This window comes from Clostridium sediminicola (genome assembly GCF_050402865.1).
Classification (GTDB): domain Bacteria; phylum Bacillota; class Clostridia; order Clostridiales; family Clostridiaceae; genus Clostridium_AF; species Clostridium_AF sediminicola.
Genome location: NZ_BAABMF010000010.1, coordinates 40,685 through 64,404, shown reverse-complemented (window position 1 = coordinate 64,404; position 23,720 = coordinate 40,685). Strand labels below are relative to the sequence as shown.

Annotated in this window: 28 protein-coding genes and 1 pseudogene; 11 read left to right on the top strand and 18 right to left on the bottom strand. The window is 33.0% G+C overall.

Going from position 1 to position 23,720, the window contains the following annotated elements:
• Window positions 1-13: 13 nt before the first annotated feature.
• A complete protein-coding gene (locus ACQ3F0_RS15990) occupies window positions 14-526 on the top strand; it encodes a DUF3189 family protein (protein ID WP_428866373.1) in 513 nt (170 codons plus the stop codon).
• A gap of 145 nt (window positions 527-671) precedes the next feature.
• On the opposite strand, the gene ACQ3F0_RS15985 is transcribed toward ACQ3F0_RS15990, so the two are convergent.
• Genes ACQ3F0_RS15985 through ACQ3F0_RS15970 form a run of 4 tightly spaced genes read right to left on the bottom strand, consistent with a single transcriptional unit; the run spans window position 672 to window position 3,111 of the window.
• Window positions 672-983: a hypothetical protein gene (locus ACQ3F0_RS15985; RefSeq protein WP_428866372.1), complete on the bottom strand. Its 312-nt coding sequence runs from the start codon at window positions 981-983 to the stop codon at window positions 672-674.
• Window positions 984-1,022: 39 nt separating this feature from the next.
• Window positions 1,023-1,916: a hypothetical protein gene (locus tag ACQ3F0_RS15980; protein ID WP_428866371.1), complete on the bottom strand. Its 894-nt coding sequence runs from the start codon at window positions 1,914-1,916 to the stop codon at window positions 1,023-1,025.
• A complete protein-coding gene (locus ACQ3F0_RS15975) occupies window positions 1,909-2,133 on the bottom strand; it encodes a helix-turn-helix domain-containing protein (RefSeq protein WP_428866370.1) in 225 nt (74 codons plus the stop codon). Before ACQ3F0_RS15975 ends, ACQ3F0_RS15980 begins: the two co-directional genes overlap by 8 nt.
• A 9-nt stretch (window positions 2,134-2,142) precedes the next feature.
• Window positions 2,143-3,111 carry a hypothetical protein gene (locus tag ACQ3F0_RS15970; protein ID WP_428866369.1) on the bottom strand — a complete coding sequence of 323 codons (969 nt, stop codon included), beginning with the start codon at window positions 3,109-3,111 and terminating at the stop codon, window positions 2,143-2,145.
• Window positions 3,112-3,342: 231 nt separating this feature from the next.
• On the opposite strand from ACQ3F0_RS15970, the gene ACQ3F0_RS15965 reads away from it, so the two are divergent.
• Window positions 3,343-3,969: a GTP pyrophosphokinase gene (locus tag ACQ3F0_RS15965; RefSeq protein ID WP_428866368.1), complete on the top strand. Its 627-nt coding sequence runs from the start codon at window positions 3,343-3,345 to the stop codon at window positions 3,967-3,969.
• Between the two features lie 151 nt (window positions 3,970-4,120).
• Here the strand turns inward: ACQ3F0_RS15965 and ACQ3F0_RS15960 are convergent, their stop codons facing one another.
• A complete protein-coding gene (locus ACQ3F0_RS15960) occupies window positions 4,121-6,364 on the bottom strand; it encodes an alpha/beta hydrolase (RefSeq protein WP_428866367.1) in 2,244 nt (747 codons plus the stop codon).
• Window positions 6,365-6,522: 158 nt separating this feature from the next.
• Window positions 6,523-6,978: a GNAT family N-acetyltransferase gene (locus ACQ3F0_RS15955; RefSeq protein ID WP_428866366.1), complete on the bottom strand. Its 456-nt coding sequence runs from the start codon at window positions 6,976-6,978 to the stop codon at window positions 6,523-6,525.
• A 558-nt stretch (window positions 6,979-7,536) separates the two neighbouring features.
• Between ACQ3F0_RS15955 and ACQ3F0_RS15950 the strand changes: the two genes are divergently transcribed.
• On the top strand, window positions 7,537-7,731 hold the full coding sequence (locus tag ACQ3F0_RS15950; RefSeq protein WP_428866365.1) for a hypothetical protein: 195 nt from the start codon (window positions 7,537-7,539) through the stop codon (window positions 7,729-7,731).
• A 9-nt stretch (window positions 7,732-7,740) separates the two neighbouring features.
• Here ACQ3F0_RS15950 and ACQ3F0_RS15945 read toward each other — a convergent pair whose 3' ends face one another.
• The 4 genes from ACQ3F0_RS15945 to ACQ3F0_RS15930 form a co-directional block, all read right to left on the bottom strand.
• The gene (locus ACQ3F0_RS15945) at window positions 7,741-8,226 is read right to left on the bottom strand and encodes a pyridoxamine 5'-phosphate oxidase family protein (protein WP_428866364.1); all 486 of its coding nucleotides are present in this window, start codon (window positions 8,224-8,226) and stop codon (window positions 7,741-7,743) included.
• A 49-nt stretch (window positions 8,227-8,275) separates the two neighbouring features.
• On the bottom strand, window positions 8,276-8,872 hold the full coding sequence (locus ACQ3F0_RS15940) for a DUF6273 domain-containing protein (protein WP_428866363.1): 597 nt from the start codon (window positions 8,870-8,872) through the stop codon (window positions 8,276-8,278).
• Between the two features lie 498 nt (window positions 8,873-9,370).
• Entirely contained in the window at window positions 9,371-9,886 is a 516-nt protein-coding gene (locus ACQ3F0_RS15935) for a hypothetical protein (protein ID WP_428866362.1), read from the bottom strand.
• Window positions 9,887-10,139: 253 nt separating this feature from the next.
• Window positions 10,140-10,421, bottom strand: a complete 282-nt coding sequence (locus ACQ3F0_RS15930) for a transposase (protein WP_428866361.1) — start codon at window positions 10,419-10,421, stop codon at window positions 10,140-10,142.
• A gap of 374 nt (window positions 10,422-10,795) precedes the next feature.
• Here ACQ3F0_RS15930 and ACQ3F0_RS15925 point away from each other — a divergent pair, with 374 nt between their 5' ends.
• Complete coding sequence (locus tag ACQ3F0_RS15925) at window positions 10,796-11,533, top strand: NAD-dependent protein deacylase (RefSeq protein WP_428866360.1); 738 nt, start codon at window positions 10,796-10,798, stop codon at window positions 11,531-11,533.
• A gap of 182 nt (window positions 11,534-11,715) precedes the next feature.
• Here the strand turns inward: ACQ3F0_RS15925 and ACQ3F0_RS15920 are convergent, their stop codons facing one another.
• The gene (locus tag ACQ3F0_RS15920) at window positions 11,716-11,913 is read right to left on the bottom strand and encodes a hypothetical protein (protein ID WP_428866359.1); all 198 of its coding nucleotides are present in this window, start codon (window positions 11,911-11,913) and stop codon (window positions 11,716-11,718) included.
• Window positions 11,914-12,194: 281 nt separating this feature from the next.
• Here ACQ3F0_RS15920 and ACQ3F0_RS15915 point away from each other — a divergent pair, with 281 nt between their 5' ends.
• Together ACQ3F0_RS15915 and ACQ3F0_RS15910 are read left to right on the top strand one after the other, a co-directional pair.
• Entirely contained in the window at window positions 12,195-12,542 is a 348-nt protein-coding gene (locus ACQ3F0_RS15915; RefSeq protein ID WP_428866358.1) for a DUF3796 domain-containing protein, read from the top strand.
• Window positions 12,535-12,750 (top strand): helix-turn-helix transcriptional regulator, encoded by a 216-nt coding sequence (locus ACQ3F0_RS15910; protein ID WP_428866357.1) that lies wholly within the window; start codon window positions 12,535-12,537, stop codon window positions 12,748-12,750. The genes ACQ3F0_RS15915 and ACQ3F0_RS15910 overlap by 8 nt, the downstream gene beginning before the upstream one ends.
• Window positions 12,751-12,972: 222 nt before the next feature.
• On the opposite strand, the gene ACQ3F0_RS15905 is transcribed toward ACQ3F0_RS15910, so the two are convergent.
• Window positions 12,973-13,119 carry a hypothetical protein gene (locus ACQ3F0_RS15905; RefSeq protein WP_428866356.1) on the bottom strand — a complete coding sequence of 49 codons (147 nt, stop codon included), beginning with the start codon at window positions 13,117-13,119 and terminating at the stop codon, window positions 12,973-12,975.
• Window positions 13,120-13,688: 569 nt separating this feature from the next.
• Between ACQ3F0_RS15905 and ACQ3F0_RS15900 the strand changes: the two genes are divergently transcribed.
• The 4 genes from ACQ3F0_RS15900 (at window position 13,689) to ACQ3F0_RS15885 (ending at window position 17,985) form a co-directional block, all read left to right on the top strand.
• Complete coding sequence (locus ACQ3F0_RS15900) at window positions 13,689-14,387, top strand: response regulator transcription factor (RefSeq protein ID WP_428866355.1); 699 nt, start codon at window positions 13,689-13,691, stop codon at window positions 14,385-14,387.
• The gene (locus ACQ3F0_RS15895; RefSeq protein ID WP_428866354.1) at window positions 14,384-15,421 is read left to right on the top strand and encodes a sensor histidine kinase; all 1,038 of its coding nucleotides are present in this window, start codon (window positions 14,384-14,386) and stop codon (window positions 15,419-15,421) included. The genes ACQ3F0_RS15900 and ACQ3F0_RS15895 overlap by 4 nt, the downstream gene beginning before the upstream one ends.
• A 72-nt stretch (window positions 15,422-15,493) precedes the next feature.
• Window positions 15,494-16,177, top strand: a complete 684-nt coding sequence (locus ACQ3F0_RS15890; RefSeq protein ID WP_428866353.1) for an ABC transporter ATP-binding protein — start codon at window positions 15,494-15,496, stop codon at window positions 16,175-16,177.
• Window positions 16,174-17,985 carry an ABC transporter permease gene (locus tag ACQ3F0_RS15885; protein WP_428866352.1) on the top strand — a complete coding sequence of 604 codons (1,812 nt, stop codon included), beginning with the start codon at window positions 16,174-16,176 and terminating at the stop codon, window positions 17,983-17,985. The genes ACQ3F0_RS15890 and ACQ3F0_RS15885 overlap by 4 nt, the downstream gene beginning before the upstream one ends.
• Window positions 17,986-18,085: 100 nt before the next feature.
• Here the strand turns inward: ACQ3F0_RS15885 and ACQ3F0_RS15880 are convergent, their stop codons facing one another.
• From ACQ3F0_RS15880 to ACQ3F0_RS15870, 3 genes are all read right to left on the bottom strand, one after another.
• Window positions 18,086-18,394 carry a hypothetical protein gene (locus tag ACQ3F0_RS15880; protein ID WP_428866351.1) on the bottom strand — a complete coding sequence of 103 codons (309 nt, stop codon included), beginning with the start codon at window positions 18,392-18,394 and terminating at the stop codon, window positions 18,086-18,088.
• Between the two features lie 164 nt (window positions 18,395-18,558).
• Window positions 18,559-19,620 (bottom strand): serine hydrolase domain-containing protein, encoded by a 1,062-nt coding sequence (locus tag ACQ3F0_RS15875; protein ID WP_428866350.1) that lies wholly within the window; start codon window positions 19,618-19,620, stop codon window positions 18,559-18,561.
• A 64-nt stretch (window positions 19,621-19,684) separates the two neighbouring features.
• On the bottom strand, window positions 19,685-19,858 hold the full coding sequence (locus ACQ3F0_RS15870; RefSeq protein WP_428866349.1) for a hypothetical protein: 174 nt from the start codon (window positions 19,856-19,858) through the stop codon (window positions 19,685-19,687).
• Between the two features lie 632 nt (window positions 19,859-20,490).
• Here ACQ3F0_RS15870 and ACQ3F0_RS15865 point away from each other — a divergent pair.
• Window positions 20,491-20,808 (top strand): annotated as a pseudogene (locus tag ACQ3F0_RS15865) (Sir2 family NAD-dependent protein deacetylase); the annotation flags it as partial.
• A gap of 169 nt (window positions 20,809-20,977) precedes the next feature.
• On the opposite strand, the gene ACQ3F0_RS15860 reads toward ACQ3F0_RS15865, so the two are convergent.
• From ACQ3F0_RS15860 to ACQ3F0_RS15850, 3 genes are all read right to left on the bottom strand, one after another.
• On the bottom strand, window positions 20,978-21,148 hold the full coding sequence (locus tag ACQ3F0_RS15860) for a hypothetical protein (protein ID WP_428866348.1): 171 nt from the start codon (window positions 21,146-21,148) through the stop codon (window positions 20,978-20,980).
• A 186-nt stretch (window positions 21,149-21,334) separates the two neighbouring features.
• Window positions 21,335-22,834 (bottom strand): phytoene desaturase family protein, encoded by a 1,500-nt coding sequence (locus ACQ3F0_RS15855; RefSeq protein WP_428866347.1) that lies wholly within the window; start codon window positions 22,832-22,834, stop codon window positions 21,335-21,337.
• Window positions 22,835-22,837: 3 nt separating this feature from the next.
• Complete coding sequence (locus tag ACQ3F0_RS15850; protein ID WP_428866346.1) at window positions 22,838-23,410, bottom strand: TetR/AcrR family transcriptional regulator; 573 nt, start codon at window positions 23,408-23,410, stop codon at window positions 22,838-22,840.
• Window positions 23,411-23,720 lie beyond the last annotated feature (310 nt).

Sequence of the window (23,720 nt, the reverse complement as noted above, 5' to 3'; positions counted from 1 at the left end):
TCAGGTGATTTAAATGATATACATATATAATTGTTATGGAGGTACCCACTCCTCTATTTTAGCAGTTGCTTATCACTTAAAAATGCTAGATGAAACCAAAGAACCGACCAAGGATGAAATATTGGAGTTACCTAACTTTAATAAGTTAGTATATGGAAATTGTGGAGAACTTTTTTATTATGGAAGTGATGAAGATGGAAATCAAGTCTATACTGTAGGCAGGGGACGTTCTAAATTTTTAATACCAGGATTATTTAATTTAGCTACTATGTTTCACAAACAAAATGTATTAAATGAGAAAATTATATTTTCCAATACGTCGCCAACTGTTCCATTACCAATGACTTTTGGTGGATTGTTTTCTAGATGGCTAAAAATTGATTTTATAGGAGTGCCCTTGCTTGTAAAGGGAGCAAAACAATCATACAAGAACGTTATAAAACTCGTAAATCACACAAAGAGGGCAGCAAAGGAAGATATGTCTGGGGTTATTATTTTAGATAACAATGAATTTAAGAAAAAATGATTTTTAACTATTATAGATGTTAGCAAGCTCGTCGGCAAATCCTCCTCGCTACAAGGTCCGGACCTAGTAAACAAATTTTCAATAACTAACAAATATTTAATTAGGTCCGGGCATTTAGCGACTGAATCGCAGCTAAAGGAGCTTGCTATTCACGCACATACATTTTTCCTTCCCAACCATGTCGAGCATATAGATACTTAAATTCTTTATCGCCCTTAATCCTATACAAATCCAGCACTCTTGTTCCATCTGGCCATGCTCCTTTACCGATATGAAAACTTTTGTCAGTACCATTATATGGTGTATCTCCCCAAACATAGGAAACATCATCTATTATAATCTTTTGCATTTCAGGACCATAAATAGTCCCAACAATCTTATTCCGCTGTATGAACCAAAAAAGCAAACACATAACAACGCATATAATAGCAATTAAGAATTTATATTTTTTTTTCATAAAAAACGTTCCTTTCTCTCATGGATAATGTAAAATTTATTAATAATTCAATAGTATCGAATGACCTTCTGCGAAAGCACTTTCATTGAAAAAGTAAACATAAAAATACTCTTCGTCATTAATAAGCTGTCTTTCTACAATTGGATTCCCTTCATAATCCACACCAACTTTTTCAAGAATCATATATTTTGTTTCATCTCTCACTTCAATACTACTAGGTATATTATTACTATAGATTTTCTGTGTAATGACCTGATCGTCATCATCATCCATCTGTTTTAAAACATAATACTCCGCATCAATAACACTTTCAATATTAACTTTTACTTTAAAGCTTTCAGAGGATTCACTATTCCCTTCACGAATCGTGTGATTCTCTGATAAGAACATAGACATAGCACCACCGCCACATTCACCATCCATAGATATTCCTGATCCTGAAGTAAGATATATCTCACCTTCACCCGTCTGGTAAACCGGATTCAATACAGCCAAAATCATAGGCTCATTTTTCGCAAAAATAGTACCTTCTATTTCTTTACCATCATCGTCAACACTTACATGTATCTGAGTGATCTGATTACTATTCCCAACACGGTTATAACTTTCTCCATCCTTTTCGTAACTGGCATCTATAAACAAGACACCCTCATAATCTTCAAAAACAACATCATTGTAATTATTTTCGTCAATTGTTCCAAATACTCTTCCTTCATATTTACTGTCTAAAACAACTTCTCCACCTTGAATCAATTTGTTACTATTTTCTGATGCAAACGCCTCAATATCGTATAAATCAAGGTGTTCTTCTGTCACAAAAACCCCTACTAATTTGTCCTCTCCATTAGGACTTCCAGCTTCTTCTACAGCAAGCTGACATCCAGAAAATATAACGGATATCAACACTAAGCATGCAATAATTTTCTTATTCATCTTCGTCCTCCATTCTCCCATCAAATTTCAATATGTCACCCAACTCACAATCCAAATAATAACAAATTTTATTCATTGTATTGAACCTTATCCCTTTTGCCTTACCACTGCGCAATATAGATAGGTTCGCCTCTGTTATGCCTATCAAAGAGCATAGTTCTTTGGATGTCATGTTTTTTTCTTTCAACATTTCTGTTAAATATACCTGAATTGCCATACCTACCTCCTAAACAAACAAATCCATTTCTTCTTTTATCTGTGAGCTGTGCGCAAAATACTTTGCAAGCAACATTGTTATTATGACAATTAAAAGAGATGTAAGTGGTATATCAAGATGATAATCACTGTGAATCAGCTTTGCACCTGCTATTAATTGCAGTACATTTATAATAATGGATGCAGCAACAGTTACCATGATGGCTTTTTTGCATTTATTTCCTAACTGAACTGCCTTTTCTACCACTTCATGGCTATATCTTTCAACTTTTAATTCCTGTACCAAGTCAAATCCAGCTAAAACAATTAGAATTTGATAAAACAGTGGAATCATTTTATTGCCTTTTCTTAATATAATAAATAAATGCGTAAGGGAAAAATCAATACCCTCCATTGTATTAGCAGCTTCAATATTTTTCATTTCCCTAATAATCTCCAATGGCATTATAAAAGTTAATGTCAGTACTAAAATAACCGCAAATACAACCAGCATTACTTCAAGATCAATAAGCAGTTTGCTAGTCATCTCAGTTTGAAATCTACGAAGCAGTCGAAGAATTGCATATCCAATTAGGACAATATATACAACGCTTGAAGTCCCCATTTTCCATGACCCGCTAAGTCTAGCTGGAACTAATATACCTTCCGCCAAGCCAGGATTAATCATATAATACATACTGACAAACAAGAGAACACACAATAATATAAGTAGTATATCCTCACTTTTGTGCAAGCCTTTTTTAATTCTTAGACTCAGTAAAATTAAAGGCGCTATGCAAAACAACACATAAGCTATCCAAGCTATAACATTCCCAAAGGGACCACTTAATGACATTGTTCTGACCAGATAACCTATTTGTACAAATGGAAAGGAAATTATACTGTCATAACCAATCACATGATCTTTCATCAGAAATAAAGTGATTAAACAAATCAAACCCTCTCCTATCAAGAAACTATTTAGCCTTTTATTATCCATAATCCACCCCACTATTATTGTTTTACGATAATTATAATATTAGTATATCACTAAAATTATTGTTTATCAATAATTTATGAATGTATGTTTGTAGCTCCTGAGGAATGGTTGCGAGATCTTTAGGTTGCACTTGCTATGAAGATAAAATCAATTCTCTTTTTTTATAAAAAATGATATAATTTGATCATAAAATACTTTTTTAGAAGGTAATTAAAATAGGAGTGATCATATTTGGAGTCAAATATTTTGAAAAAACATAACGATGAATGGAATAATTTACTACTACTAAATAAATTCGCCTTAAGCGAAGTTAGTACCAAATTAAATATACTAAATGAAGAATTTCAGTTTATACATTCCCATAACCCTATTGAGCATATTAAATCCCGTATAAAATCTACGGAAAGTATTCTATCCAAGGTAGAGAGAAAGGGTCATAAAGTAACCGTTGAAAATGCACAAAAATATATCCACGATATTGCCGGAATCAGAATTATTTGTTCCTTTACATCGGATATTTATAACATATATAAATTAATAGAAAAACAAAATGATATTAACATTATCGAAATAAAAGATTACATCAAAAATCCAAAGCCTAATGGGTATCGAAGTTTACACCTTATCGTGGAAATCCCAGTATTTCTGTCATATAGAACAGTCCCTGTAAAAGTAGAAATACAGATCCGAACCATTGCAATGGATTTTTGGGCAAGCCTTGAGCACAAAATTTTTTATAAATTTAACAAAACTGTTCCAACTAATATGACAGGACAACTAAAAGAATGTGCTGACGTCATTACTCATCTTGACTATAAAATGCTAGATATAAAAAACAAAATGGAGGAATATAAGTAAGATTAACTAAATTCCGAATAATTTAGAATATTCTCTCTCTATCTTACTCGGAATTTAATGGTATTTTATGTTATTAAAGAAGTAAGGGGATGAGATTATTGAAACTAATACATAATAAAAAAATTGATGGTATAAAAGCATTAGCTTCCTTTTATTCTCTAATACCCAAATTATCTATAACAATTTCACCTTCTTCACTTTTATTAAAGACAAAACTTAGCTTATTAAGTTTACTTGGATTAAATGCCTTATTTACTTTTTCAAAGTCAGAAAGTTTAAACTCAAAACTTTGTAACACTACTTGAGACATTGGAAAATAATCTCCAAAGGAACCTTTTCCAATTTTCCCTTCAATTTTTGGCAGTAAATATGAAAAATAACTCAGCGGTAATTCTGCTGTATTGTTTTTACTATCATATACTTTTATAGTAAAATCCAATAATTGTTCTTTATCATATTCTTCATCTTTTTCATAGTCTTGTGCTGCCGAAAAAACTATTGTACTAGATTCATCAACTTCAAATTCTCCTGGTATATCTACTGTATAGGATGGGATTTCATCTATCTCTTCTTTATCCCACCCTAGATAAACTACCTTTGTTTCCAGTTTACCTGTTTTAGAATCAGGCTGTTTTTCTTTCCAAACAGTTAAATTTTCTCCTTTAATTTCACAATTTTCGTATTCACCAGTAGTAACATCTATATCCTCTTCAAAGGTACATATTAATTTTGTATTAGAATCTTCATAATTATTTATATAAATAGTATCAGGAAGCCATTGTTTTGCATATCTTATATCTCTAAACAGTTGAGAATATTCTATTTTATCCTTTAAGGTTGATTCTAGAAAAGCTGTAACCATAATCTCAACAATTTTCTCCTGTGACTCCTTTGGCATAAGTTGTTTTCTATTATTTAAAGATGAAGCAAATCCTGATATATCTGAACGTCCCCAACTTGTATTAAATTGACCATGATTAGCCCCATATATATATAATGATGCTTTAAAATATTCTTTTTCCCCTGTAAATTTAACTCTTTCATATTGATTAGCACCATCAAAATTTATTACATCCATATCATGTGCTCCATGTAATACAAAGTAATTCACATCAGTTAATGAAGTAGCTGTGCCACATGGCTTGTACTGTCCATCTGTTGGTGCAACAGCAACAACAGAGCGTATATTAAAATTGTAATCCAATTTAACATTAGCATTATCTGGATAGTATTTAAGCTTATTTAAAGCTGCTGCCACAGCTGCTGCCTCTCCACCTCTTGAATGTCCCATTACAGCAATAGAATTCATATCTACTTTTTTATAAAATATACTCTGTGATGAATTATTCCACTTTTGCCAAAGATTAATGTGTTCTAAAAGAATCCACCCCCTTGCATCATTTTCCTCCTTAAGACCTTTAAATCCTAAATAGTCATTATAACCCAAAGTAAGATTTAAAAAGTTCTCTTCTACTGAGACAAAAATATATCCCTTACTAGCTAATAGCTTTCCTAAATAATCATATCCACCATCTGAATAATCTACCATATCGTGATTTCCATGTACCATAACAACTAATGGAAAAGCCCCTTCCCCTTCAGGATACCACACACTCCCATTTAATGGCATATTTTCCGAATCGAATCCTAAATATTTTGTCCTTCCTTTAGACCATCCTTCAACAAAGGAGGAACCATCGACAGTATGTGTTTTAATATCTACTTTATCACCAAATTCCTTTCGATTTAAATCATTACCACTTCCATAATAAATCCTATTTACTTTATAATTTCCATACTTTCCTGGGGTAAGTAACTCTAAAGTAGTTTGAGAAGTATTTTTATATTCAGAAAAATATTTTGGGAATTCAATGTTACTTCCTTCACTGCCAATCCAAAATATTCCAATTGCACCTATAGATAGCGATGATACTATCCCCATTGAGATAAAAACCTTTTTAGTAATTCCATAGTTTTTAAAACTGCCCTTTTTAATGGAATATATACATGCTCCAAGTATTGAAGTGAATATGGCTATACTTAAAACTACACATATTACTCTAAAAATTAATACTGTAATAAAAGGCGAACCCAATAATAACAATGAACCAATTAAAACGCCAACATATATTGGTGGAATCTTCTTAAGGAAATAACTGATAATTGTAACTACTGTCCCTATTATGAATACTAATAGAACACAAGATATTATATACTTTATAAAATCAAAAAAACTTCCGTAGGATACAGCATTATATACCCCTACAATGAAAACAATTGTAGAAACTAAAAACAGCGATAATACTGCACCTTTCCATGGATTATTGCCAATTATAAATGGTTTCTTTAATGATCTAAAAATTCTTAAGGATAAATCTTTAAACCTTTTTTTCAAAATCCTCACCCCTCTAATACATTTATTTCTGAAATATTAATTTTATTACTGGCTATTAGCAAGCTCGTCAAGGTTCTATTAGGTCATATTTAAAGAAGAATGTGATTTAACCCTAATTAAAAACTATACCTGCTTTATTAAGTTTATATATTTCTATACTAATTAATGTTTTTCTCCAACTTCATTATTATTGTGTCAACACCAGCAGGATTTTTTCCACCATCTTTATAATCTTTAAATCCTAATTTCATATATAACTTTCTTGCAGCTTCACCATCTTTCACATTAGAAGAAAAAGTCTGCACAAATATAGGTCTTTTGTTATCTAAACAATCAATTGCAGCTTTTAATAATTCATAACCATATCCTTTTTCACGACATTTTTTCTTAACCGCTAACCAAACTATTTCATTTTCATCTTTATTAATTGCAATTATCCCATTAATATCATTATTATTAGTATTTATAATACAAAAAGCTGATAAATTAGATATGCATTCTTTTATTCCATTTTTGAAATCTTCACATCCCACCATTTCACCAAATAATGGTTCGACCTCTCTAGCTAATTCTAACCATGTATTGAAATCTTGTTCTGTAACAAATCTAATCATAAATGACCTCTCTTTCTATATTTAATACTTAAACTAATCATGTCTTTCCACATACTCAAAATATTGTATTCTCTTAAAAAATTATACTAGTTTTTTCAATAATTACAACATAATATTTTACAATTATATCATTGTAATTATTCTTTTCAATAATAATAAGAGAGCCTTGCATATACAAGACCCTTTTCTGTTACCCCATTAACTCTTTCATTATCTTTTCCAATAACATTTATTAGTTCATCTTCTATTACTAGTTTTGCACTATATGCTTTACTACCATGTTTGTCGTACTGACCACATATGTAGCCTCATCTATTCTTTTTATAGTGATAGCAAGCTCGTCGGCAAATCCTCCTCACTACGAGGTCCGGGGCATTTAGCGACTGAATCGCAGCTTCAGATTAGATTCATATATTAATTATTCTTGTAAGACATATATAAAAATAAATTTAATGGAGTCAATATATCTTTTTTCATTTTAGTTTTATGATATAATAAATCTCAAGCAAAATTACATTAACATATGTACAGATCTTTTAACGAGGGTAGGGTAAGAAAATGAAAACAATATTTATAAAAAATGAGTCAATGAATTTTTGGTGGGGCGAATATGGTTTTACACAGATTTGTGATGAAGAAGTTAAAATGTCCTATGAAGAAGCAGTAGAGATGGATAGAGAAATGGGAATATGTGAAGTACACCTTATGCTAGGAAAGTGTACTTCGGAGAATGCTCATTTAGATATCGTTTAATTCCTTACCTTATTTTCCTTCTTCAATCTCTAACTTATTCACAAAGTCCATATTGTAACGCACAGCACCGTGGTCTCTAAATATCGTGGCTTTTGTTATGCGGATTGCCAAAATAACGCAGTTTTCATTCTGTTCATTGTTTGCCTGGTCGTACCAATCGATAAATGCATTGCGAAGTTTAGCCCTTATTTCAGCATTTTTCGGGTCTAAAACCCATCCGAGGTTTTCGCCAACCCCACTTCCGGAAATCCCCTCGAAACAAACCGCAAATGCAACCGCTTTGTTTTGAGCTATCTGCTGCATCTTATTTGATTTTGCCCAAGTAGTAACATAAAACACGCCGTCTTCATAATAAGCGTCCACTTCACGTACATAAGGACAGGGGACTCCGTCAGCGCTCGGTTCCATTGCGATGGTTGAGAGAGCAATAACATTATCTTTTCCGTTACCGCAACTTTCTTCGATTAATCTTAATCCTTCTTCGTATCTGCTCATCCTTAACTCCTCCTCTAAATTTTTCATCATTATAGCCTGGCGAATTATATTACAGCTTCAGCCACAAAGCGGGGCGAACACCGCCTCTACACATGCCTTCGCTGATGTTGCCTTTCAATATATTGTTTCCTTGGATACCTATATTACCATCACCGTGGACGTATACAGCCTTTATATTAACGCGCCCAGGCGACCGAAGCCACCACCACCATATTCCACTCTTATACATGGCAATTCGCTTGCTATTATTTTGGTCTTTTCTTTGGAACCAATATCTTTGATTTTTCCCCGGATTTAGCAGTTTTGAACTGCTATCACCGAAATATTGGCACACTGCTTCCTCAATACTTAATAAAAATATTCTGTCTTGCGTATCTTCCCCACCTTTTGAACCATACCACTGATTGTCGAGGTTTTTGTTTAATACTGGTATTATTCTTGCTTTATCAATTGCGTCGAATTTGTTATAAAATTCACTGTTAAGATATTTTCTTAACGAGCAGTCTGCCCATGTTATATCCTTATAAGCATCATGATAAGCACGTTGTTCTATAATACATTCGGTTATAATCAATGCCACATTGTTTTGTATGTCAAGCACTCTCCAATCGTAACAGCCAAATGATATTTTATCTCCTACTTGCATATTTACCTCCCATACCTAATATAAATAATCTTTTAAAATGTAGGATTGCTGGAATTCTGACTCTTGAATTTTCGTTACAGTTTTTCGACAACTCTACCCACCTCTTTTTTTAACATACTAGTAATATTATACCACATTTTAATTATTGAGAATGATAGAGCTGTAGCATATCTGACCACATCAAAAAAACACGATCTTTTATAGTACGGTTCACCGTATCATATTCTAAATCTTCATAAATTTGTTCAATAATTAACAATTTTACTCTCTACATTCAACTTCCTGGCATTAGCCCAATAGGTATAATTAAGCATTAATTAGGATATGTTTCAAATTACTAATTTAGTATAATATTATCAACAAAAGCTATTCTAGTTTTTGTAATAGGTAGTCCCTTTGCAAAAATCAGTAATGAAATGAACGATTTTTGTTGCTAATAAATACTGGAAAACATCGCAAGTAATTGGATTACAAAATAAAAATAACATAAAATATACTTTAGAAATCTAACAAGTTTAACTCATTTATTATTTTCTTCCATTCTTCAACAAGCAACTGATTGTAGTGAACATTCTCTGAGTGCATATATTTTTCTAAATCTTTGTAGGATACTTTATGCTCAATTAATACTTCATCGATAATTTTATGTATCTTTAAAATTTCTGACCGCTTTAAGTCATTATATTTATCTGCTAATCTATTATCAAATGTTCCACTTTTACCAGAAACATCTAACATTCCATACGCTCTACATATCTCATTATATTCTTCATACATTTCATAATAAAATTTAGAAATTTTCTCTTCATCAACTTGTTCTATCTCATCATTTTCTAACAACTCAATGATTACAAAATTATTACTAGCGAATTTCCATGATTCAATATAAATAGTATCATTCACATAATTTCTCAAACTATTATATTTCCTACCCATTATTATAAACAGTGTAATTAAAATTGCTATTATAGTTGATAAAACTTTATTTTTCCAAATATACTTAACTAATCTCATACGTCTATCCTCACCTAAATCACATTATTCACATAAAAGTTTTTTATACCATCCTTTACTCTTTAACTGTTTTTTTATACTATACTCATAAACCTTGCTTGAATATATTTGTTAATTATTCACAGTTTATTAACTAGGTCCTGTGCACTTACTGAGTGCGTAGCGTCCCAGTTTTTTTTAACACATTATCAACTTTCTCATAATCCTTTGAATTTATATTAATAACAAGCTCTTCCGAACCTTTCCCTAAAGTTTATCTTTGATGACCACAATAATTATACTTATTATTGAAATAACGAGGATAAATACTATTTATTCTCTTCATAAAGAATTTCATATGTCTATCGTATGTATTTAAAAGTAGATGTACATGATTATCCATAAGACAATAACATAAAATTTCATATTCATTATTGTAATATTCAATATTTCCTTGCAATTGTGTTAGGTAAACTTCAAAATCTTCTTCATCTCTTAAAATGACATTCCTTCTATTCCCTCTAATAGTTATATGATGAGTAGTATTAGGATACATACTCTTTCTTTAACCAAAACTATTATTTGTGTTTTTCTTTACAGTTTGTTAATCAGTACCGCTTCTCTTAGTGAAGAGGCTCTGCTGACGAACTTGCTAACTAGAAATTTAAAATATATTTTTATCCTAGAACTTAAGTTTCCTAGACTTATCTATAATTTTATTATAAATTCTCATAAAATAAGGTTCCTTTGAATACTCCTGAGACCTTTAGGTTGAGCTTGCTACTTCCTAAGTTATTTTAGTTGTCCAATCTAAATAAAACAAATATAAAGGTATCACTATGATATTTTTAATATATTTATGTAGTTTTATTTTATCACAAATTATGCCATAATAAAGGTATTAAATTATGTTTTGGAGATGATTATTTTATGGAAACTAAAATAAAAAAGTTAACTCAAATTATAAAAGATAGTAACAACATAGTATTCTTCGGTGGTGCTGGTTGTAGTTGTGAGAGTGGTATACCCGATTTTAGAAGTTCAGGTGGTTTATTTAATGAAAAGTTAAATCTTACCTTTACTCCTGAGCAATTAGTTTCTCATAGCTTTTATATAAAATATCCTAATGAGTTTTTTAACTTTTATAAATCAAAACTCATATATCCAAATGCTAAGCCTAATGGTTGCCATATTGCCTTAGCTAAACTTGAAGAACTTGATAAATTAAAAGCTATTGTTACCCAAAATATAGACGGACTGCATCAAATAGCAGGAAGTAAAAATGTTTTTGAGCTTCACGGGTCTGTTAACAGAAATTATTGTGTTAAATGTCATGATTTTTATGATGTGAAATTTATTTTAGAAGCTAAAGGGGTTCCTACTTGTACTAAGTGTGGTGGTACTGTTAAACCTGATGTAGTACTTTATGAGGAAGGTTTAGATGATAGTGTAATTAGAGGCGCAGTAAATATAATTACTAAAGCTGATACTCTTATTGTTGGAGGAACTTCACTTGTAGTTTATCCTGCTGCTGGTCTCATAAATTATTTTAAAGGTAAAAATCTTATTCTTATAAATAAAAGTACAACTTCTGCTGATAACAAAGCTGACTTAATTATTAATGATAATATAGGAAAAGTATTTAATGAAGTTATGAAACTAATATAAAAGTGGGTTTACATTCTATTCTCTACGGTATCTAGTTTACAAACAATAAGAGATACAACAGTAAAAGCAACAAGAGAAATGGCGCTTGTAGCAGGCAATAACCTCCAGTTATTGCCATGATACCTAGGGTGGCACCTTCCCCCTTTGCGAGGGAACCTAAGACCGAGCTTGCTCTTTGTCTTCTAATTTATTTTGTCTACAAAATCTTCTAAACTGTCTGCTCTTGCAGAAAATCTCGCCCATTTCCTTAAGATTTCAATATTATATTCTTTATTAAACATTTCAATAATATCTTCTGTAACGATAGTTATGGTACTAGGACTTATTCTAGGCTTACTTTTTAATCCACAAATATCAGTTTTGCCTGAAAATTTGTACAAGCTCCTTGAAACATATGCATTTACCCCTATTGGTAAAATATTTATTAATGCAATAAAAATGTTAGTTGTTCCTATGGTATTTATATCTTTGGTAAAGATTTTAAAGAATCATTTATAAACTCCCAAAAATATTTAACATCCAATACTTGACATTTAATATAGGTATGCTATAATTACATCATAAATTGTTATAAATACATAACATTTTACGATGTATTTATAACAAATATAGTAATATCTATATTATTAACATCTATAAGAACAAGAAGGAGGAAGTAAAAATGAAAAAGTCTAAACTGTGGTATTTGGGTTTGCTAGGACTTGTTGGCCTAGGAGGACTGTTCACTGAAAATTATGGGATGTTTGGTTTCTTTGGTTTTTTTGGTTTCTTTGGACCAATATTGAAACAACAAGACGAACTTTTGCAGTTAAATACAAGAAAAGCATCACTAAATGCATTTGTATTGTCAATTGTAGTTGTTGTAGTAGGTATTTTAGCTGTTTCTATCTATGAATCTCTAGATATGGCAATACTATTTTTGATATTGATATTTATTATTCAAATCCTTACCTTTACTTTTAGTTTGATGTATTATGAGAGGAAGGGTGGTATAAAGGAGGATGAATAATCAAATTATAATTAAAAATCGTATCAAAGAATTTCGTGCTCGGCATAACTTAACCCAGGAAGAACTGGCTAATCGTGTAGAAGTTCGACGAGAAACTATCGGACATATTGAGAAAAGTCGCTATAATCTATCCCTAATACTTGCTTGGAAAATTGCTCAGGCTTTAGAAAGCAGTATTGAAGAACTTTTTCAATTTGAACAAGAATAATTAGAAGCTTTTATTTCCTAGAATATTTATTACTCTTTTTAAATTAGCAAAGGATAATTTCTAATTATCTCCATATTTCTAGTGCTACCTAAGACTAGAAATATGGAGGATTGTTTTCTTCATTTCTTCATATTCCAATATTAATTCATTCATTTGAACAGGTATAAGATTAGGAACAAAAGCATATATAGCTACAAAGACACTCCACTTCACTAAGAAATTCTAATTTATTTTGTCTACAAAATCTTCTAAACTATCTGCTCTTGCAGAAAATCTTGCCCATTTCTTTAAGGTTTCAATATTATCTTCTTTATTAATCATTTTAATAATATCTTCTGTAACGATAGCTATTTCGTTTAAGTTTTCCAATATATCTTCCCTTCTTGCTAAAACTGAACCTTCCTCTCTACCTTCCTCTCTACCTTCTTCTCTACCTTCTTCTCTACCTTCTTCTCTACCTTCTTCTACGCTTTCTTCTTTTGCAGTTTCTATTACATTAATATTATCTCTATATACTTTTAAACTTTCCTCATATTCTAATAATTCCTTAGAAGTAAATTTAGCTATTTCTGCTACTTTGAAAGTTTATAATTTATTTTCCTTCTTATTATATTTTGGTAGTTCAATAAATATAAAAGTTAATTTATCATAAAAAACTTTATTATTTTGATTTTTTAACTATACGGTATTTAGCAAGCAATAACTTCCAGTTATTGCTATAATCCCTGGAGTACTACCAATAATATGAGTACACAATTTCATATCATTGATAGTAATAGAGCATATTCTTTGCGGCCTGTATCTTGATTTTATTCGGTTGACCGTATACAATTATATATTGAATAAAATTGAAAGAAGATGTAGCTGATACCCAAAGAAGCTAAAAAGCCTGTTTAAGGCAGACATACCCGTAGAAAAATAAAGGACGGTGAAGACATATGAAACGCATTTTCTTTGTTGAAGATGATTTGAGTTTAATTAATGGTTTATCTTTTGCGATCAAAAAGCAAGGATACGAAATAGACGTTGCCCGTACAAGCCTTGAAGCAGAAACATTATGGATAAATGGGAAATATGATTTAATAATTTTGGATGTGTCACTTCCCGATGGCTCTGGCTATAATTTATGCAAAAAAATCCGCAAAACATCAAAAGTACCGATTATGTTTCTGACTGCTGCTGATGAAGAAACAGATATTATAATGGGACTTGATATAGGCGGCGATGATTATATAACAAAGCCGTTCAAACTGGCAGTATTTCTATCAAGAATAAATGCTTTACTTCGCAGAAGTAACAATTTTAATCAAACAGATACCGAATTAAATTCTAATGGTATAAAAGTACAACTGTTAAAAGGAGAAATCTATAAAAATGGAGAACAACTTGACTTAACAGCAAGTGAGTATAAAATGCTGTGCCTGTTTATGAGAAATCCAGACATTGTACTTTCCCCAGACCAGATTTTAAGCAAACTATGGGATTGCAACGAAAACTATATAAATAACAATTCCCTCACTGTATATATCCGCAGACTGCGTACAAAAATTGAGGACAATCCAGGCGACCCTCAAAAAATAATGACGGTTCGGCATATGGGGTATAAATGGAATACTGTAGATTGTGGTGTGCGATGAAAATACTGGTAAACAGGAAGATTAAAAAACTTTTTTGTGTGGAATTGCTGATTATCATTGCCTTTACCTTGATTTCTGCTACTTTCATAGGCTTAAAATTTAAAAATGCAGCCTTGTGTATATTGATATGCTCCTTGTGTATGAGTATCTCGATATTAGCAATAGGTTATAGTTATTTCAAGGAACAAAACGCAATCATGGAAAATGCAGTAACGCAAATTAAAGAGTATATTTCCGGAAATCAAAATGCACGTATTGAGTGTGATGACGAAGGTGAGCTATACAGATTATTTCATGAAGTAAATTCCTTAGTTTCCATTTTGAATGCCCATGTTGAAAATGAAGGTAAATCAAAAAAGTTTTTGAAAAATACCATATCCGATATTTCCCACCAGTTAAAAACCCCACTTGCTGCACTTAACATCTATAACGGTATTATGCAAGAGGAAGCAAAAGATTTACTGACAATTAAGGAATTCACTGTACTTTCTGAACAGGAACTTGACAGAATAGAAATGCTGGTACAAAATCTCTTAAAAATCACAAAGCTTGACGCTGGAACAATTATGATAGAAAAAACTATGGAAAATGTATCTGAAATGATGGATTGTATAGAAAGACACTTTTCATATCGTGCCGAGGGAGAGGAAAAGAAAATATATCTGTCAGGTAATGATACCGTCACCTTATTGTGTGACCGTAACTGGCTGATGGAAGCAATCAGCAATATTGTTAAAAATGCTTTTGATCATACACAAAACGGCAATGCTATCCGTATTGAATGGAAACAATTTGCTTCTGTTGTTCAAGTTATCATAAAAGACAACGGTAGCGGTATTCACCCAGAGGATTTACACCACATTTTCAAAAGGTTTTATCGCAGTCGTTTTTCTAAAGACTCGCAAGGTATCGGACTTGGACTTCCGCTTGCGAAAGCTATTGTTGAAGCACACAGCGGAACAATCGAGGTTGACAGTGAATTGAGTATTGGCACTACTTTTACAATTAATTTTTTAATTCCTACAAAATTGTAGGGTGAGTGTCATATAACCGTAGGATTGGCATGATAACCTTTCAATATAAAAACAGAAAGAGGTGGATAACCTATGAATTTATTGGAAGTTAAATCAATTTCTAAAACCTATGGCAACGGTGAAGCTACTGTACACGCATTAAAAGATGTTAGCTTTTCCGTTCCGAAAGGCGAATTTGTTGCAATCGTCGGAGAATCCGGCTCCGGCAAAAGTACACTTCTGAATATGGTAGGCGCACTTGATACACCTACTTCCGGCAAGGTATTTATTGACGGTAAAGATATTTTTTCAATGAAAGATGCCAGCATGACAATCTTTCGGCGCAGAAATATTGGCTTTATTTTTCAGAGTTTTAATCTGATTCCAGAATTGAATGTTGAGCAAAACATCATATTTCCTGTACTGCTTGACTATCAGAAACCTGATAAAAGATATCTTGAGGAATTGCTTACCGTGCTTAATTTGAAAGAACGCCGTAACCATTTGCCAAGTCAATTATCAGGTGGACAGCAACAACGTATAGCAATAGGACGTGCTCTCATTACGCGGCCCTCGCTTATCCTTGCGGACGAGCCGACTGGTAATCTGGATACACAAAATAGCAGTGAAGTAATTGCTTTACTGAAAGAAGCCTCTAAGAAGTATGAACAGACAATTGTTATGATTACTCACAATCGAAGTATCGCACAAACCGCAGATCGGGTACTACAAGTGTCCGATGGCGCACTGACCGATTTGGGGAGGTATCGCGAATGAAAAGCTATCTAAGCCTAATCCCCATTTCTGCAAAAATGCACAGACGGCAGAACCGCATGACGCTTCTGTGTATCATATTTGCCGTATTTTTGGTAACTGCTATTTTCAGCATGGCAGAAATGGGTGTTAGAATGGAGGAAACAAGATTACTGAATAAGCATGGCAGTCTGGCACTTCAAGGATTGAGCAACAATACAACTGTGCAGACATTATTTTCTGTGGCAGTAGTATTGTTTATTCTAATACTAATTGCAGGAGTATTGATGATTTCAAGCAGCATAAACAGTAATGTTGCCCAAAGGACAAAGTTTTTTGGAATGATGCGTTGCATTGGAATGAGCAAACAACAGATTATCCGTTTTGTAAGATTGGAAGCTCTTAACTGGTGCAAAACTGCGGTTCCGTTAGGGGTGATACTTGGAATTGTTGTTACATGGGGACTATGTGCTGCCTTACATTTTCTTGTCGGTGAGGAATTTTCAAATATACCCCTTTTCGGAGTGAGCTTCATCGGTATTTTCAGCGGAATAATTGTAGGAGTTGTTACAGTACTCATTGCCGCCAGATCTCCTGCAAAACGTGCCGCTAAAGTATCACCTGTGACAGCAGTATCGTGTAATGCTGAAAGCACAAATAATATGCACCATGCAGTAAATATCCGTTTTTCAAAAGTTGAAACCGCTCTTGGCATTCATCATGCAGTATCGGTAAAGAAAAATTTATTACTTATGACAGGCTCATTTGCACTTAGTATCATTCTTTTTTTGAGCTTTTCGGTTTTGATAGATCTTGTTGGCTACATAATGCCCCAGTCATCGAACACTTCTGACATCAACATTTACAGTAATGACAGTTCAAATTCGGTAGACACTGTACTGCTTGATAAAATCAGTAATATGGAGGGCGTAAACCATGTATTTGGTCGCAGGAGCTATCTTGATGTTCCGGCAAAAGTAAATAAAGATAATATAGCTTCGAACAAAATTGATATTATTTCTTATGATGAATATGATTTGGATTGTCTTACAAAAGATAAGCAACTTAGAAAAGGCAGCAATATTTCAAAAGTGTATGGGGACAGTGGTTATGTACTTGCAATTTGGGATAAGGATAGTACCTTAGAGATAGGTGATAAAATACAAGTAGGAAATAAAGAACTTGAAATCGCAGGTATGCTGAAATATAACCCATTCAGCGAAGATGGCAGTACAAACGGAACAATAACGCTTATTACTTCTGGAAAAACCTTTACGCACATAACAGGTGTATCCGATTATTCACTTATTATGATACAAACAACAAAAAACGTAACGGACGAAAATGTTGAAGCAATCCATAATGTGGTAGGTGATGAGTACACCTTTAGTGATAAACGTGACCAGCGAACTACCAGCACATATATGGCATTCCAGCTGTTTGTATATGGATTTTTGTCAATTATCACATTGGTTACTGTACTCAATATTATGAACAGTATTTCCATGAGTGTGTCCGCAAGAATAAAACAATACGGAGCAATGCGTGCAGTGGGTATGGATGAACGTCAGATAACAAAAATGATAGCCGCTGAAGCGTTCACCTATGCTGTGTCCGGTTGCACCGTTGGCTGTGTAGTTGGTTTGTTGATTAGCAAGCTATTATATGACAATCTTATTACCACTCATTTTAGCTATGCTACGTGGCATTTACCTGTTATACCAGTAATGATTATACTTGCGTTTGTTCTTGCTGCGGCTATTGCTGCGGTTTATGTTCCATCAAAACGGATTCGGAATATGGCAATAATTGATACAATAAATGAACTGTAAGCGTATTATTTATGGAATGGCGGATTTGATTTTCAGAGCCGCCGTTTCTTTGTGTTTACACAAACCTGTGACGGCTTACGGGAACCCGAGACCGAGCTTACTATTGAATAAACCTTTTCTTTAATTCTTTTACTTTCTCTACTGATAATTTTAACATTTTAGCAAAATCTAAAATGTTAATGGTAATTACCTTTGATAAATTTATGATACTATTCACCCCTATGACCAGTACAATCAACTCAGTAAGTACAAATGATATCCATACCCCTGTCATTCCATAAAGGCTACTTAAGATCAATACTGCTGGAATCATAACAATAACACTTCTCATTATTGATATAAAAAATCCCAGACCAGCTTTTTCGGAACTACTTAAAAAGGATGTAAGGATAATGTTGACGCTACCCATTCTCTACAAGTTCACCATGACTATAACCTACCCCACTAGAATAGTTATGATAGCCTTCGAAATTATATTCTGTATATGGTTAGTAATGGAAATAAATCTTTACATAAAGAGACAGTAGCATAATTCATAGGTTATTCATTATAACCATTCTCCTTCTGGTACTTTTACAATTTATTAACTACATTAAGTAGCATAAATCGAACACCTTTTCTTTCATATGAAAAATCATTAAAGCATCCAATGATATATGCATCTTTTTCCTGGTGATAAAACATAAACGAACCTGTTGCCCCTATAGCCCCCCAGGAATTGAATTTTTTAGGCATCAACAAAGGCACGGTTTTAATCTTCCAAATTCCGTATCCATAATCAATTCCTAGTCCAAATCTAGCACAATTATTCTTCATTTCTTCAAGGGTGTTTTTTGTCACTATTTGATAGTTCACCAAAGCTTTCATGAATTTGAGTAAGTTTTCATTAGTAGCCACTACTCCTCCACCGGTATAGTCAAGACCGGCATACCCTTTAATATCATTTAATCTAGTTTCGCGTATAAAAAAATCGGCAGTAGGAAACTGGGATTTTTCCATTGGCTCTGAATAGTGATTCATATATGAGTGCCTCATATCAAGAGGTTTAAAAATATAATTTGTTAATGCAACATGAAATGGTTCACCGGTGATACTTTCGATTATCAAACCTAGTAAATGGTAATTTGTATCTGTATATTTAAATCCTTTACCCGGAGGAAAATGAGGTCTTGCATTATTTTTTACCCAGGCAACTGCTTCTCTGGGCGTTATATTTAGATTATGATCCTTAATAAGTTCATCTAGGAGAGTCCTAAAATTATCAGCTAACCCCGATGTTTGATTTAGCAGATGTTTGATCCTGATTTCATCAGTACAGTCCTTCCCCTTGTATAAATGCAAGTTATTCAATAATTCATGATCTAAGTATTTAGTGATTTTATCATCAAAAGACAACTTTTTCTTTTCTACTAATATGCCGATAATTGCTGAAGTAAACAATTTACCCACACTAGCCATATAGATTGGCTGCTGCGGGTTGGCAGGCATATTATTCGTTAACCCTTCTGCAATATTTATGTGAATGCCTTCTTTTTCCGAATGAACTAATAAATAAGCGTTCTTTATTTTACTATCTTTTTGCACTTGTTTTCTAAACGAGTTTTCTATTGATTCTGTTAAATTCTTTGTTTTCATTCTTTTAATTCCCCTCTACATAGAAAATTCTTGTTTTACTACTAGACGTAAGTTTATAAGATGATTAATTCTTGTTTTGCCCCTGTATAATTGCACCAATAACTACTCCAATTCCAGCTCCTACTCCTACAAAAACTGCAATATCCTTTGACAATAAAACACTAATAATTACACCTATACTAGCACCAAATATAATACTTAACGGTAAAGCAAATTCTTTCATATTCTTTTTATCCATAATATTCATCCATCTTATTATCTATAGATATACTACTTCGTAGATATATCTATTTAATTCGCAATGCGCAGTTAAGGATTATTTTCTTCGAAAATCTTTGAACTACTAAAAGTAAGTTCGTCACCGTCGCTTCCTCACAAAGCCTCTTGGGGGTGGGTTGAGCTTGCTAATAGATATAAATAAGTTAATGAAAGTTTAATCAATAACTTATTATTACCATTGTACCAAATTTTGTTATTTGTTAATAATATGATACCGTATATAAAAGTATGTATTGAATCAATTCCCCCAAAAAGAAGAAGACTGCAAATAAATTTGGGGTTAAAATTTATTTGCAGTCTAAAAATTATTCTCGTATCCGTTGTTTTTTTTCATTTTTCTTAACTTTAGATAAAAAATAGTCATGCCATAAATATAAAACATTAGCAAGTTCATCACCTTCGCTTCCTCACTATGCCCTCCAAGGTCGAATAATATTTTATTAATAATATATCAATATCTGTTCATAACCCCTGAGGATCTTAGTAGCAAGCAATAACTTCCAGTTTGCTACAGGTAGAGTAAGTCAGAGGCTCATCGCCTCCTTCTCCTCATCAAACCGTGCATAAGGTTTTCCCTCACACAAAACCGTTAAATTTATTTTAGACGCTAAAGGGGTTCCTACTTGTACTAAGTGTGGTGGTACTGTTAAACCTGATGTAGTACTTTATGAGGAAGGTTTAGATGATTGTGTAATTAGAGGCGCAGTAAATGCAATTACTAAAGCTGATACTCTTATTGTTGGAGGAACTTCATTTGTAGTTTATCCTGCTGCTGGTCTCATAAATTATTTTAAAGGTAAAAATCTTATTCTTATAAATAAAAGTACAACTTCTGCTGATAACAAAGCTGACTTAATTATTAATGATGATATAGGAAAAGTATTTAATGAAGTTATGAAACTAATGTAAAAGTGGGTTTACATTCTATTCTCTACGGTATCTAGTTTACCAACAATAAGGGATACAACAGTAAAAGCAACAAGAGAAATGGCGCTTGTTGCAGGCAATAACTTCCAGTTATTGCCTGCAACCTGGGGTACTACCAAAAACTAGTAACAGAGTGGATAATTTTTGGATTCTATTCACTGGTTGTAAAATACTCAAATCCTTCCATAACTGCTATATCAGTGGCATTGAATATATCTTGTGGGAATTTCTTGAGTCTTTTCAAAAACTTTTTTTCTTCTTTACTTGTCATTTTATCAATTTTTATTTTAGTTGAATAGATGATTTCTACCACCTGTTTCATTCTTATCTATCTGATTTTTTAATCCCAACAATCACAACACTCACTTACACTATACTTAATAAATACAAAATCCCTTTATTTTTGCACATTTATGTGTTTCCGCTTAAAAGTAAGACCACCATAAAAAAACTTCCCCAAACATCTGTCTGAGGAAGTAAATTATTCACTATTAAATTTAAATCGAGTTTAAAAATTTACAAATTGCTGCTTTTCTTTCTTGCAAATCCGCATCATTGTGTCTTTTCCAGTAATCACTGCCACTGATAGTCCCCCAGGCGGCTGTAACCACTGACCACTTAATAGCATATTATCGAGGCCTTTGATACGTCCTGTATGAGTTAAGGACTTTCCACTGATAGTCGGCCAAAATCCCATAAAGGCTCCACGATAAGCATTACAGTACCGTACATAGGTTTGTGGGGTAGCTACATCAAGGAGTTTCAGCTTTCCTTTCATGTGGGGAAAGCGAGTTTCCACTGCATCCATTACTTCTTTACCAATCCGAGTTTTTTCCTTATCATAAGCTTCCTTATCTTTTACTAAAACTTCCCACTCATCTAGTTCTGGCTTAAATTGATTAATTGCAAAGGTAATTACAGTGTGCCCCTTCGGGGCAAAGTTAGGCTCGTAATCATAGTGGGTCATTTGTAAATACTCTATTGGTTTCCGATTTTGGTTGATATTCAAAGATTCTACAAGAAATTTAAGAGTCCTGGGAATATCGTTCATCGTACCTTCATATCCTATTCCGATATAAATGTTTGATGCCAAAGGATATATCTCTGGATTGTTGTACCTTTTCTGAAACTCTGGATCGGGATAATCTCCCTTTAGTAGCTTCTCATATAAAGCCCTAGCATCACAAGCGGCAATAAAGTAGTCTGCCCCGAAGGATCTACCGTCCTTACATTTGATGCCCTTTACTATATTTCCTTCAATATCTGCTTCCACCACTTCACAGGAAGCTTCCACTGCTCCACCTAAATATAGATATTTCTCCACCATTCGCTGAGCTAGTGCCTTAGAACCCCCTATAGGAATAGAAGACTGCCCCCCAGTAAAAGTTCCGAGAGGAAAAAGAACGGATATTGCACTGTATTCTCCTTCTGGCATGAAAGAAGCTATAGCTTCCCTCAACGCTTGATGTTTGAACTTCATGGCCAATTCCTTCACACTCATTTTTGCGTATTTCTGCACAATTGGACCAATACTTTTCATTGAGAACATATACTTTATCTTTTCTATTATATTCATCATATCCATTGGCTTTTCTGCTGGTATTGAAAAAGATTGTAGTTGCTTTATATCCCTACAAAACTCCTCTATGACTTCTTTGTCTTTTGGCGATATCTCCAACCAACTTGACTTAAGGCGGTCAATATTACGATAGAAATGTACTTTAATGTCATCATGCTCAACAGCAATAAAACTCTCAGGGTGGTAAATCTTAACCCCGTCTAGAGCCCCCACGGTGGTCCAAAGATCATGAATTGGTGTTCCTTCTTTCGTTCCAACGAGCCAGTGAATACAACCATCAATATGATAGCCTTTCCGATCCCAGCCAGTACACTCACCACCTAAAGTATGATGTTTTTCCAATATAATACTATCAAAACCATTTTTTTGAGCAAATATCCCAGCACTCAATCCAGCAATCCCTCCACCAATTATAACTACTTTTTTCACTATTTATTTTTCCCTCCGTTTTAATTTTTGTACAAGCAAAAGCTCCTCTCCAACTTCCATAAGTAATTCTTCAACATCCTTATCATTGAGCCAAGACGGCACATGACCATTGGCAACCATAGCCGATAGCCCCATTTGAAAGGCTCTCATTTTAAAAAATAATCTTTTCCGTTCATCCAATGTCCAATCACTCATGGTTTGATCCTCAGCCATAGCTTCAAGCATAGTTTTTTCTATTTTTTCATATGATGTCATGTATTTATTTGGTTGCATTGTAAGTTCTCGAAAAAAAACTGGATACTTTCTGGCAAACTCTAAGCTGGCCTTACCAATATTTCGAAAAATATGAGGTCCTTCTTGCTTTGCCAACAATTCATCTGAAATAGCAAAAACTCTCATAACCACAGACTCAATTAAATTTTCAATTGTTTCGAAATTAACATAAATTGGAGCAACCGAACATCCCAACCGTGTTGCTACGCTGCGTGTAGTAATTGCGGTAAGACCTTTTTCTTTCGCAATCTCAAACGCAGCTTCTATAATGTTTTCTTTATTAAACTTAGTTTTGGGTGGCATATAAACCCTCCTTATATATTACACATGTTATATAACGTTAGTTATATATTAATGTACTATCTTCACCGTGTCAAGTGTTAATCCATAAAGTATATGGTTATCTTACCTGTACAATCGATTAAATTGTTCGTGCTGTTCTGTCCCCTGTTTTCTATAAAGTCCTCAGTAAAGAAAAATCCCCCTAAACATTCGTTTAGAGGAACATAGTTTATTTGCACATTAAAAAGTTTATTATATTTTAATGTATTCTACAGTATCGTAGTAAACCTTGTAAAATAGGCATTTATCAGGACCTAAAAATCATAACATC